General features: G+C 38.3%; 10 protein-coding genes and 1 pseudogene. 8 read left to right on the top strand and 3 right to left on the bottom strand.

From position 1 onward, the window contains the following. Positions 1–17 precede the first annotated feature (17 nt). The 4 genes from ACP6PM_RS12160 (at position 18) to ACP6PM_RS12145 (ending at position 5,853) form a co-directional block, all read left to right on the top strand. Positions 18–554: a transposase gene (locus tag ACP6PM_RS12160; RefSeq protein ID WP_426584908.1), complete on the top strand. Its 537-nt coding sequence runs from the start codon at positions 18–20 to the stop codon at positions 552–554. A 732-nt stretch (positions 555–1,286) separates the two neighbouring features. Further along, positions 1,287–2,819, top strand: a complete 1,533-nt coding sequence (locus ACP6PM_RS12155; protein ID WP_426584906.1) for a ferredoxin--nitrite reductase — start codon at positions 1,287–1,289, stop codon at positions 2,817–2,819. 214 nt (positions 2,820–3,033) lie between these two features. Continuing rightward, positions 3,034–3,699, top strand: a complete 666-nt coding sequence (locus ACP6PM_RS12150) for a hypothetical protein (RefSeq protein WP_426584904.1) — start codon at positions 3,034–3,036, stop codon at positions 3,697–3,699. Positions 3,700–4,344: 645 nt separating this feature from the next. After that, positions 4,345–5,853, top strand: coding sequence for an MFS transporter (locus ACP6PM_RS12145; RefSeq protein ID WP_426584902.1), 1,509 nt, complete (start codon positions 4,345–4,347; stop codon positions 5,851–5,853). Positions 5,854–6,223: 370 nt separating this feature from the next. Here ACP6PM_RS12145 and ACP6PM_RS12140 read toward each other — a convergent pair whose 3' ends face one another. The 3 genes and pseudogenes from ACP6PM_RS12140 to ACP6PM_RS12130 all read right to left on the bottom strand — a co-directional run bounded on the left by ACP6PM_RS12140 (position 6,224) and on the right by ACP6PM_RS12130 (position 9,351). Then, positions 6,224–7,879: a SulP family inorganic anion transporter gene (locus tag ACP6PM_RS12140; RefSeq protein ID WP_426584900.1), complete on the bottom strand. Its 1,656-nt coding sequence runs from the start codon at positions 7,877–7,879 to the stop codon at positions 6,224–6,226. 280 nt (positions 7,880–8,159) lie between these two features. Next, positions 8,160–9,036 (bottom strand): annotated as a pseudogene (locus ACP6PM_RS12135) (RNA-guided endonuclease InsQ/TnpB family protein). A 63-nt stretch (positions 9,037–9,099) separates the two neighbouring features. After that, complete coding sequence (locus tag ACP6PM_RS12130; protein ID WP_426584898.1) at positions 9,100–9,351, bottom strand: hypothetical protein; 252 nt, start codon at positions 9,349–9,351, stop codon at positions 9,100–9,102. A gap of 1,334 nt (positions 9,352–10,685) precedes the next feature. On the opposite strand from ACP6PM_RS12130, the gene ACP6PM_RS12125 reads away from it, so the two are divergent. The 4 genes from ACP6PM_RS12125 to ACP6PM_RS12110 all read left to right on the top strand — a co-directional run bounded on the left by ACP6PM_RS12125 (position 10,686) and on the right by ACP6PM_RS12110 (position 12,803). Continuing rightward, positions 10,686–10,934, top strand: coding sequence for a transposase (locus ACP6PM_RS12125; RefSeq protein WP_426584896.1), 249 nt, complete (start codon positions 10,686–10,688; stop codon positions 10,932–10,934). Positions 10,935–10,954: 20 nt separating this feature from the next. Then, on the top strand, positions 10,955–11,050 hold the full coding sequence (locus ACP6PM_RS12120) for a hypothetical protein (RefSeq protein ID WP_426584894.1): 96 nt from the start codon (positions 10,955–10,957) through the stop codon (positions 11,048–11,050). Then, positions 11,013–11,369, top strand: coding sequence for a transposase (locus tag ACP6PM_RS12115; RefSeq protein ID WP_426584984.1), 357 nt, complete (start codon positions 11,013–11,015; stop codon positions 11,367–11,369). The genes ACP6PM_RS12120 and ACP6PM_RS12115 overlap by 38 nt, the downstream gene beginning before the upstream one ends. A 312-nt stretch (positions 11,370–11,681) precedes the next feature. After that, positions 11,682–12,803: a tetratricopeptide repeat protein gene (locus ACP6PM_RS12110; protein ID WP_426584893.1), complete on the top strand. Its 1,122-nt coding sequence runs from the start codon at positions 11,682–11,684 to the stop codon at positions 12,801–12,803. Positions 12,804–12,943: the final 140 nt, after the last annotated feature.

The raw sequence follows: 12,943 nt of genomic DNA, 5'->3' as shown, positions 1-12,943 counted from the left end.
GACAACTTTAATCATCATTGACTCACTTATCTGTCAAAAATACTTGTAATGCGAGTACAGAGTCGAAAGGATTCTGCTTTTACAAGAGTACTAATGGAATCAAGCGGCATCTAGCAGTAGATAGCCTCGGTTTTCCTTTTTTTGCTCATTGTACTAAAGCATCAGTCTCTGATGATGTGGGATTAATTGAAATGTTGTCTGACAATATTGATTACTTCAAATCTAAACCTGTCAATATTCCTAAAATCACTATTCTTCTTGATAACGGATATCACCCGGAAAAATTAACGATTGAGTTGAAAAAAATTTATCCAGCGATTATGACCAAGATTCGGTTTAAGCTCTCACCTAAGCCCTCAAAAGTTGAGAAGAAGAAGCAGGGACAAAGGGGTTTTGTACCCGTCAAAGCTCGATGGGTCATTGAAAGAACTAATTCTTGGATGGAAAGATGTAAGAGTTTAGTCAAAAACTTTGAAAGAACTCTTGAGAATGCCACCACCAAGATTAATCTTTGTTTTGTTAGACTTATGCTTAAGAGATTGGCGATCGCCTGAACGCCAAAACAAAAAAAGATCCCAAATAGGTTCTATATCAAATCCGCTTAATTCAGTATCAAAAAATTTTCATCTTCAGTAAAGAGCAAATCTTTCTAAATTCTCTTTTCTCCTGACTCCTGACTCCTAGATTAACTATCTAATTATACCAATGCTACCGGATTTGATATCATTTATTAAAAAGCTGATAGCTGAATGCTTACAACCATTGTCAAAAATTAAACCGACGATATCCGACCCATATTCCCCTGGTAAAATAGCGGGACTTTGAGATTTTTCATAACAAAAATGGCTTTAAAGTCAATCGGGGTAAGGAAAATACCTCAAAAGACTAAAAATGGCTCAAACTTAGGCATAAATAGGATGATTTGAGCTTAAACTCTTGCTGTGTAATCTTTTGATACTATTTTTAAATTACTTTTTGCTAAAGTCTGGTTATATATATTCCCAACATTATGCAATAAACGCATTTTTAAAATACATAAAATTCATAAAAATAAACATTTAGTAATATAAGCTACGAATTATTTATTTGCCTTCCTCTAAATTAGTCAACAACGAATTAAAATAAAATTAGTTAAACAGATATGCTCAGAAAACATATAATTTCTTAAAAAAGTTTTTTATCCTAGTAAACATCTCAAAAAAACCAAGCAATTAACTCAAAACTAGACCTAAAATTAGGTTTTGATCTGGAAATAAAAGTCTGTAAATTAAGGAAATAAAATATAGATGACAGGCACTATAGAACGCCAAACAAAACTAAATAAGTTTGAAAAATTTAAAGCAGAAAAAGATGGTCTAGCAGTAAAAACAGAAATAGAACATTTTGCCAGAATAGGTTGGGAAGCAATAGACGAAACAGACCGTAACCACAGACTCAAATGGTTGGGTGTATTCTTTCGACCTGTGACTCCAGGCAAATTTATGTTAAGGATGCGTATGCCTAATGGAATTATTACTAGTCAACAAATGGGAGTTTTAGCAGAAATAGTCCAACGCTACGGCGAAGACGGTAATGCTGACATTACTACCAGACAAAATCTACAACTGCGAGGAATTAGAATTGAAGACATTCCAGACATCTTCAATAAATTTGAACGAGTTGGTTTAACCAGTGTTCAATCTGGCATGGATAACGTCCGAAATATTACAGGTTCCCCAGTTGCTGGCATTGATGCTGACGAACTCTACGACACCCGTGAGTTAGTACAGCAAGTCCAAGACATGATTACTGGTAATAGCAAAGGCAACCCTGAATTTACTAATCTACCACGAAAATTCAATATAGCGATCGCTGGATGTCGTGATAATTCAGTTCACGCGGAAATCAATGACATTGCCTTTATTCCTGCCTACAAAAATGAGCAATTTGGTTTCAACGTTCTAGTGGGTGGCTTTTTCTCTGCTAAACGGTGCGAAGCCGCTATACCTCTAAATGTTTGGGTAGAACCAGATCGAGTCGTTGCCCTTTGCCGGGCCATTTTAGAAGTTTACCGCGATAACGGACTCCGGGGAAATCGGCAAAAATCAAGGTTAATGTGGCTCATTGACGAGTGGGGACTCGAAAAGTTCCGCATAGAAGTTGAGCAACAAATGGGGCAAACTCTAGAAACAGAAGCACTCAAAGACGAAATTATCTGGGAAAAGCGCGACCACATCGGGGTTGACAAACAAAAACAACCAGGGTTAAACTACGTAGGATTAAATATTCCTGTTGGCAGATTCTATGCTGCCGATATGTTTGACCTAGCTCGTTTAGCTGAAGTTTATGGTAATGGAGAAATCCGTTTGACCGTTGAACAAAATGTTATCATTCCTAATATTCCTGACTCTCGACTGGAAGCATTTCTAGCTGAACCCCTTCTAGAAAAGTTTTCTATTAATCCTCAACCATTAACTAGGGCCTTAGTTTCATGCACAGGGGCACAGTTTTGTAACTTTGCTCTGGTTGAAACAAAAAATCGCGCCTTGGCAATAGCCAAAGAACTAGAAACCGAACTATCAATGCCAAAAGCAGTACGCATTCATTGGACTGGTTGCCCCAACTCCTGCGGACAACCCCAGGTTGCAGAAATTGGTCTCATGGGTACTAAAGCTCGCAAAGATGGGAAAATGGTTGAGGGTGTTGATTTGTACATGGGTGGTAAAGTTGGTAAGGATGCTCAACTTGGCAGTTGTGTCCAAAAAGGTATTCCTTGTGAAGACCTTAAACCAATATTACGGAATTTGTTAATTGAAAATTTTGGTGCTCAACCAAAGTAAATTTTAGAGCAAGGGTATCTAGAAAATCTATCATAAATCTTGCAAAAAAGACCGGAGAAGCTTAATTAGTCACGCAAAAAACAAAGAGGGAAATTAGCAACTTCTGTAATCAAGTTTAGTCTTGACTTTATATAGCGCTTCTCAAATTTAGTCTCACAGCTAAAATTTATTACACTCAAAACACAACATTTTTACAACAAGGAGAATCTCAACAATGTCTACTACAGTTAATAGTTCTAACAATTCATCCGAAACCGCAAAATCTCTAGGTTTGAAGATTATATCTGTAATTGGGTTAACACTATTTGCTGGTTTTTATGCCAATAGTTGGCAGCGCTCTCTAACAGAATATGCTCAACAACAAGCAGAAACTACTGTTGCTACATCCACTACTGATACTGCTCCTATTGTAGCCAACACATCCACATCAAAATCTACTGTTATCGCATCAACTTCGGCCGTTTCTCCAGTGGTTGATACTACCCAGTCAGTCTCATCAGTCAATACAGTACCTGCAGAAACTGCACCGATAGAAACTGAAGTAACTATGGCAGTTCCAGAAACTCAAGCAGCACCAAAAATTACTAACTCAAATACTCTTGAGAAATTAAGCTCGATACTGTACAACCAGATTGACAAAGCATGGCAACAATATCCAACTTTTTCTGAAAATTTAGCCTATCGAGTCACAATGAACTCCGCAGGAATGATTGCCAAGTATGAACATATCAATAAAGCAGCTTCCGAGTATATTGCAGAAACTCCTTTAGCAAAATTGACTAACTCTAGCACTACTGATGCTAACAAACCAACAGCAGAATTTTTAGTGCTACTAACTCCCAATGGTGTACTTCAAGTTAACCAATGGGTAGCTGAATAAGTCTTAGATGTTCATGTTAGGGATTTTCAAGCTGATAGGATTAGTGTAAGGTGCGTTATACAGCTAAAATCTAGACTGTGAGAAAATCTGGAAAACTATGTACATCAGTAGGTAGAGTTCCCACCGATGTTAAGCCTGCTCTTGAGAATAAGGTAACAGACTGCGGTCAGTGCTTCTCGACGAAACAGGAAACTAGACTCCAAAGCTAAAAGCATCGTTTGGCTAAGTTCAGTAGAACGGTATGTTCTGCTCCGCAAGATGAAAAGTGAGAGTATAACGCCCTCCAAAAATTATAGCGGTTTTCACAAAGGTACAGTAAAGAAAAAATATAAGTATGCGTCAAGCTTGATAAGTAACAGACCTGATAATTGGTCTATTTTAATGAAAACAGCCATAAATCAAGACTGACGCACGCACCTATCCTGATTCAATTGTTGCCCAGTGGGAACACTCTGCTCCGCGTACGTGTGAGCGATATGTTATGGCTAAGACCACGCTTCACGTTTTCCTACCGAATGCTGAACAAATATGTTGGCAAAAGTCGAAACATATTATCAACACTTAAAAATTAACTAGACAGACTACTAGCGCTAACCTTTATAAATTGATAAACAGAACATAAGCATAATCCTAATCAAATAAAATATGTTAACAGAACTCTGGTCTTTTCGCGGTCGTTACCGTATCCTCCATTTAACCTGGTTTGCCTTTTTTCTCTCCTTTGTTGTTTGGTTTAACTTAGCACCATTAGCAACATCATTAAAAGCAGACTTTGGTTTAGAAACTTCTCAAATCAGAACTATTGCCATCTGTAACGTTGCACTCACAGTACCTGCCCGAATTATTATCGGAATGTTGCTAGATAAATACGGACCAAGAATTACCTATTCACTCTTACTGATGTATGCAGCTATTCCCTGTATCGGTTTTGCTCTTGCTCAAAACTTTAGCCAGTTGGTGATTGCTCGTTTAGCATTAAGTATTGTTGGTGCTGGTTTTGTTATTGGTATCCGCATGGTAGCTGAATGGTTCCCACCTAAAGAAATAGGTTTGGCAGAAGGTATCTATGGGGGTTGGGGTAACTTTGGTTCTGCTGGTGCTGCTTTTACACTGCCAACTATAGCTGCTTGGTTAACTTTTGGTTCCGGTGATGTATTGAACTGGCGGTTATCGATCGCTCTGACAGGTATCATTGCTGCACTTTATGGTGTGTTTTATTTCTTTAATGTTCAAGATACACCCCCAGGCAAGGTTTATCAGAAACCAAAACGTGCTAGAGGTTTAGAAGTTACCACCCAAAGTGATTTTATTTTCCTCCTGGTGATGAATCTTCCTTTAACAGGAGTTCTCTGTTTGTTAGCTTGGCGGTTGAGTAAAGTAGGTTTCTTATCCCCTGGTCAACTTTATATTGTCTGGTTACTGCTATTAGGTTTGTATGCTTTCCAAGCTTATAACTGTTGGGCAACTAATAAAGAGCTAATTGCTGGAGAAAAACGCTATCCCCCTAGCGATCGCTATAAATTCTCCCAGGTAGCAATTTTAGAGTTAACTTATTTTGTGAATTTTGGCTCTGAGTTAGCAGTAGTTTCTATGCTCCCTGCTTTCTTTGAAAATACTTTTGGTCTGAGTAAGGCAATGGCAGGGATGATTGCTGCTAGTTATGCTTTTATGAATTTGGCATCTCGTCCCGGTGGTGGTTTAATATCTGATAAGCTCGGTAGTCGTAAGTTAACAATGACAGTATTGACTGCTGGGATGGGGATCGGTTATCTAACATTTGGTCATGTAGATGAAGGTTGGTGGCTACCTGCTGCTGTATTGCTGACAATGCTTTGTTCTTTCTTTGTCCAAGCTGCTGAAGGTTCTACTTTTGCTATAGTTCCCCTCGTGAAACGGCGAGTGACTGGTCAGATTGCTGGTAATGTTGGTGCTTATGGTAACGTGGGTGCAGTGGTTTATCTCACTTTATTTAGTTTGTTGCCCGAAGGTGCTGTTGGTAATAAAATTTTCTTTGAAGTTCTCGGAGTCATGGCAATGATTGTAGCATTTTTCTGTGCTTTCTTCTTGAAAGAACCAGAAGGTTCATTTGCTGAACACCATGAAGGGGAAGACGATCGGCAAATCGAATCTGCTCCTGTGTTTGCTAAAGACTAAGGTTTTTTTGTTGCTGTCACTATTGAGTAAATATAACTGATGAGTAGGTGGATTTCCTACTGTTCTCAAGTCTGTGGAAAGAGTAATATGACATACTTCGGTCGATGATTTTCACATAAGCAGAAAACTAAACTTCAAATATCAAAATAGATTTTGGGTAACTTTGGCTAATTTCAGTAGAACGGTTGCTGAATGACCGTAAGATTTTTCTAGATTCTGAATAAAAACCTCGCCCTTAAGGGCGAGGTTTTTATTCAGAGAAGGTGAAATAGAGGGGAGAGTTGAGCAGTATAGAAATAGAAATAAGAACTTTTTTTGACCGCTGATTCAACGAACTTGATATAGTAACTAAACCTTAAATTATTGAGTGTTAAACTTTGTAGTGTTCATCCAAGATAGTAAGCGCGTTTTGCAGAGCTTCAATCCTTGTCGCTACTAGGTTTTGGGGAGCTAAAATATTCCAGATATTTAAGTTTTTGAGTCTGGCTTTGACCTGACCAGATGAACCAACAAAGAACACTTCACGATATTTTCGACGTGCTTCTTTGACCATATTCTCAATAGCTAGAGACATAGTAATCCCAATATAAGAAACATCGCTGAGGTCGAGAATCAGAACATCATACTTTTCTACCATCCCCATCTGTCCAGAGATAGCCTTGGCAGCCCCAAAACTCATCGGTCCACCGAGATGTAGCAAAAGGAGGCGACCTCTAGCTTTCTGAAGGAGTTGTTTTTCTTCATGGCTTAAGGGAGCCTGATCATGGGGTTCAACTATAGCCTTAACTTCGTCAACTTGAAGGTCACTAAGGCGTTTGACCGTCAAGAGATTGGCAATGAATACACCAATGGCGACTGCAGTAATCAGATCGACAAAGACAGTTAGCAATAGTACACTGTACATAATGCCAGCAGCTTTGAGTGATAACTTATGCGCTCGTTTGAGGAATTCCCAGTCGATAATGTCAATTCCGACTTTGAGTAAGATACCTGCGAGGATAGCTTGGGGTATGACTTCGGTCAGTTTTCCAGCCCACAAGAGAATAAATAGTAAAATAACTGAATGAGTAATACCTGATAGGGGTGTTCTTCCACCAACATGAACATTGATGACAGTTCGCATGGTTGCTCCCGCTCCTGGTAATCCACCAAAGAGTCCAGACACTATATTTCCGATCCCCTGACCAATTAATTCGCGCTCGGAGTCGTGATTAGTGTGAGTAATGTTGTCAGCAACCAAGGAGGTAAGCAGGGAGTCTATAGCCCCTAGAGTTCCCAGCATCAAACCATTTACGAGCATAGTCTTCATTTGCTCTAAGGTAAATATTGGCAAGTGTGGTTTTGGCAAACCAGTGGGAATTTCTCCAATGAGTATCAAATTACTATCTCGCAGCAAGAATACTGAAATTAAAGTTCCTATTACTAATGCTAGGAGTGGGGACGGGATGAATGCAGTTACTCTGCGCGGTGTCAGGAAAAGAATTATCAGTGTGAGAATTCCTAGCGCAGTTGCAACCGGATGGAGATTGGTGAAGAAGTATGGGATTTTGCTAACTGATTCAACTACATTCGCGGAGCCAGGATGACCGAGAAATGGACCGACCTGAATCAAGATAATTATTACGCCGACTCCTGACATAAATCCTGAGATTACGGCGTAGGGTATCAGAACGATATATTTTCCGAGTTGCAGGACTCCAAAGAGTATCTGGAATAGTCCGCCAAGCATAACAACAGTAAATGCCATCTCCAGACCTAAATCTGGATTCTTAGCGATTAAAGTGCTAAATACAGTTGCCATGATAACGGTCATGGGACCAGTTGGACCAGTAATTTGCGAAGGTGTGCCTCCACACAGAGCTGCAAAAAAACCAACGAAGATGGCACCGTAAAGACCAGTTATTGCACCAGCACCGGAGGATACCCCGAAGGCTAAAGCTAAAGGCAGTGCCACAATTGCAGCGGTCATACCGCCCAATAAATCCCCCCGCAGGTTATTGAAATGTAACCTATTAACAAGTTGCATGAGCGCTTTGATCTATTACTTTACTAGGTTAAAACAGAAAACTAATCAACACAATTAGATTTTAATAGAGGAAATAATCTCCTCAGAGTAAAAGCCACAGTTCTTCTGTGGACTAAGTTGGTAAACTTTCCGGTTTGGCCTTTTTCCTGTTTTTCGGACTTGCTATTTAAGTTTACCTTGTACTGCTTCATAAAACCGACATAAAACGTCATAAGCGCGACATTTTAATGTTTACTTCTTGCTGTACGGACGTTGCATGCAACGTCCCTACCGTCGGCGGTTACTCATCCACAAGCATTTTCATGTCGGCGACAGCCGAAACGGTCAAGCCGACCGCATCTCTCAAATTAATACTGGCGTTTAAATCTCTGTCTATTGACAACCCACATTCTGGGCAATCATAAGTTCTCAGATTTAATGGCATTTCTTGGACGTGACCGCAGTTAGAACAAGTCTTTGATGATGGAAAAAATCTTTCTGCTACTACCAGATCGCAACCGTACCATTCGCACTTGTATTTTAGCTGTCGCCTGAATTCGTAAAATCACTATCTGCTAACTGATTTAGCTAGCTTATGGTTAGCCAACATACCTTGAACATTCAAATCTTCAATGACAATTGTGCCGTAATTTTTGGCTAAGTATGTTGTCAATTTATGAAGTGCGTTATTACGGATGTTTGCTACTTTTCTTGCAGCCTAGCTATCTTTAGTTGTGCTTTTTTCCAGTTAGCAGAACCCACCTCTTTATGAGGATTTAAGTATTGTAATCTAGACAACTTAGTTTCAAATCTATGATACGATAATTATCAATTGTGAAAGAATCAGAACTACCTTTCTTCTTAAACTTTGGATATTTACCTAACCCTTGAAAAAACCTCTTAAATGCTTCACCTAAGTTGATGAAAGCGTATTGATCAACTCTAGAGGACAAGTTTTTCATCCAGGGATAAAGAGGTTTTGTGTGATTAGTAAAAACCTCTCTTAGCTTACGTTTGCGCAGCATTCCGAAGGAAACATTAGGTTTATAGCCATGTTTATAAGCAGCATTCCATAAACTTAAACCCCAGTTGTAACACCAACGTGAGTAGCCTGCGTGTTGAGCCATCAGAGTTTTCTGCTTGTGATTAAGTTTGAGCTTAGTTCTAATGGATTTCATATACGGGTGAGTGCAGTCTGCCTAATAGTATGCTTAAATACTTATCATATCGTTATTCTTTGATTAAGTCAATGCTCTTCTAAACTTCGCCTGAATCTCTAAACCAACTTGAGAAATTAGTCTTTTATTACCCACAGATGTTCGGCTCCAATTGTATAACTCCGTTTTGGCAATACTGGAGTCTGCGCTACTAAAACCCTCTATCTGACAACTCGACCTTTCGTGTTGACCAAAACCCAATCGACGTTTAAATGCTCCGGCTGACTCAAACCGACTCAGTGGATAAGTTCTAACTAGCAGCATAGCTCTGACCATTAACCCAAATCCAAATAAATCGAAAACTTGGTTAATTTTGTATACTCGGGGCGATCATAAACAAGTGTTGATAAATTGCTCCGCAGTAGTGCTTCTTTAATATGGTTATCACAGATTTGGTTAGCTAAATAGCGAGAATGTGGGGTAATATCATGTTCGGTTGAATACTTATAAATAACTGTTCTGAGTTATCAGGAGTCAGGAGTCAGGAGTCAGGAGGGAAGGAGAAAAGTCAAGATAATTTCAGTATTTATTTGGTACTGTCGGTACTCTCAGTTCTTAAATTTTATTTATAACTGATTATCCGAACATGATATAATAACTTTTTCATACTTAAGTTCTACCGATTGTTTGTAGAGGCGATCGTATTTTTTCTTACACAGGACTTACGCAAAGACACTATATATAGTGTATGGCCAATCTAGGGATGTAGCTGCCGCACTTGCTCCGCCAACGCTATAATCTTTTAAGCGATCGCCTGAACCACAAAAAAATTATTATAAACTGAAAAAATTGATTGATATTTATGTAGATTATATTGTATACTAATTAAGTATAAAATTAATTTTTTATGAAGATTTTTAATGGACTTTAATTATATAAAATATTGTCAGTTGAAAAAAATAGCAAATCCATACGGGACAAACTATATATCAATTGAAACATCAATTATTATCCAAATATCTAGTATCTGAACTCAAATATCCGACAATTAAAATGACAGTTTTTTAAGTTTTTATGGAATTGGCGGAGAATCAGCAAGGCTAGGCGATCGCTTAAAAAATTATAGCGATCGCCTAAATTAGTAGGCGCTATATGTAGTGTCTTTGCGTAAGTCCTGTTTTAATTAACAAGAGTAAATTTTTCAATCATTATCATTTAATCTCTCAAGAGTAAATTTCATCCTTGGTCAGGCTCAAGTTGTTGTAAATATTAACAAGTGAGATGATTGATATTGGCCTCAAATACTGTCTAATTAACAATACCGAATCTTTAGAGACTGTTTGTAAAGTTTTGTAAGGGAAATTGATCGCCATAACCCAAAAGGTAAGACAATGATAATTGTAATGATTTTCCCTCCTATGGAAAGAAAAAACTATCAAGGGTGACCTAACCAATGAACAGTCGGAAATTTTAAGGCCCCTGATTCCTCCACCCCATTCTGGTGGTACGTCTCGAAGTGTCGATACAAGAGAAGTTATTAATGGTATTTTCTACCTCGTACACAGGGGTTGCATATTAAAGAATGATAATAGATTATCAACTGTACATATATTAAGGAAAGAATTATCCAAAAATATCTATTTTCGGATTTCATCATTCCTGATTGTGCAATGCCCGTACACAACGGCTGTACATGGCGGGCACTTCCTCATAATTTACCACCTTGGCAGACCGTAGCTACCTATTTTTATCGTTGGCAATGCAGTGGAGTATGGAAACAAATCAATGATACGTTACGAAGAAAAGTCAGAATCAAACAAGGAAGAACTGAAGAGCCATCGGCGGGTATAATTGATTCACAGTCGGTAAAAACGACTGAAAAAGGGGGATTAGAGGTTATGATGCTGGTAAAAAGGTAAAAGGAAGAAAACGACACATATTGGTAGATACTCAAAGGTTGTTAGTGAGTGTAGTTGTACATACTGCAAATATACAGGATAGAGAAGGAGCTCGCGTCTGTATTTCTTCAAGCTAAATATGATGCTCCGAATCTGAAAATTGTTTGGGCAGATCAAGGTTATAGAGGAAAACTAGAGAAATCAGTGCCAATGGTTTGTGGATGGAAATTAGCTATTGTTAACAAAACTGAAAAAGGGTTTAAAGTTTTACCCAGACGCTGGGTGGTAGAGAGGACTTTTGCTTGGTTAGGCCGTAATCGTAAACTGTCTAAAGATTATGAAGAAAATCCTCACAATAGCGAAGCTTTGGTTTATATTTCCATGATTCGTTTAATGCTAAAATGGTTAGCGTTGGCGGAGCCTAGCGGCAGCTATATCGCTACTAATACTTCATAATTCTTTACAAACAGCCTCTTACTTTTGACCTATTGGATGAAGTTGAGTAGATGATTAAAACCGGGCTGGCGATCGCTACTTCGGTTTACAAGTTTTATTGGCTTTCAAAAAAACATATTCATTTGACGAAGTGATTGAGTTGTTTTCGCGATCGCGTAATTCAATAATGGCCAAAGCTTTCTGGGAAACTTTCATTCCCAACTTTCTAGGGAATTCCTGAACAAAGTGATATGATTAATAATTTCTATAAACACCTAATATTTGAGACTAGCCGTGTATAAACAAACAATATTAATATTAAATAGTCTAATAGTGGCCACAATAACAGCCACTATTCCTTCTATTGTTTATGGAGTTCCTTGTCAACAAATAGACCAAAAGGCAAATGACACCTCCTATACTTTTCCAACTTGTGGGGTCAAATTATTAGCTCAAGCTGATCAAGCTGCGAGTTCAAAGTTAGATAAACTACTACGTCAAGGACGTGAATTAGCGGATGCTGGAAATTATCAACTTGCCATAACAATATATCAACAGGCAGCACGTTTAGACCCCAAGAATGCACAAATATATTCCGGTATTGCCTACTTGGAAGCACTACAAGAAAATTTCCAAGCAGCAGTTCAGTTTTATCAACAGGCGATCGCCATAGATCCTCATAACGCAAATTTTCAATATGGTTTGGGGTATAGTATGGCCAAATTAGAAAATTATCAGGGTGCAATTGAAGCTTATCGTCGTGCTTCTTTGCTAGACCGCAATAATATTAATGCTCATTTAGGGTTAGCTGCTGCATTGTTTCGCCAAGAGAAATACAATGAGGCGATCGTTGCATATCAAGTAGCAATTAAGTCTAATCCTCAGAATGCTGAAGCTCATGCTGCAATGGGTTTAGTATTACTTAAGCAAAAGCGCTTTCCTGAAGCATTGGCAGCAGTGCGACAAGCTGTGCAATTATCACCGAGAGATGCAGGGATACAAATCAAGTTGGGAACTGCTCTACTCGCTACTGGAGATACTAATGGCGGTTTAGCTGCTCTGAAATTAGCCTCTCGTCTAGAACCTCGAAATGGAGATATTCAGTTTCAAATTGCGGAAATTTATCAAGCGCAGAATAATATTCAAGGTGCTTTGAAATTTTATCAAAGAGCTGCTTATGCTAATCCTGATTTACTGGAAGCTAGGTTTGCTGCTGCAGAGATACTTTTAGAACAGCAGGATTATTTACAAGCAATAATTATGTATCGGCAAGTAATTAAGAGAAATCCTGAGAATGCAGATGGTCATTATAAAATGGGGTTAGCTCTTAAAGGTAGAGAACGTAACAGAGAAGCATTAAGATCTTTTGAAAAAGCTTTAAAATTGTTTGAGGAACAGGATAATTCTGAGGGTAAGGAAAAAGTGAAAATTGCTATGGCGGAATTGGAAGATTAATTTTAAGCTTTTGTTGTTGTTAACAACATTGGATATTAAATTACGGCGTTGCTAATTTTAGGTATGAAATTCCTAACAATGTAAGTTTTTAGCCAAAACAAGAGTTTCAATAATTAACAATTAATAATTAATTATTACCT

This window comes from Dapis brunnea BLCC-M229 (assembly GCF_050015995.1).
Taxonomy (GTDB): domain Bacteria; phylum Cyanobacteriota; class Cyanobacteriia; order Cyanobacteriales; family Microcoleaceae; genus Trichodesmium.
Note: the sequence above shows the minus strand (reverse complement) of the source record. Positions and strands in the feature narration are given on the sequence as shown.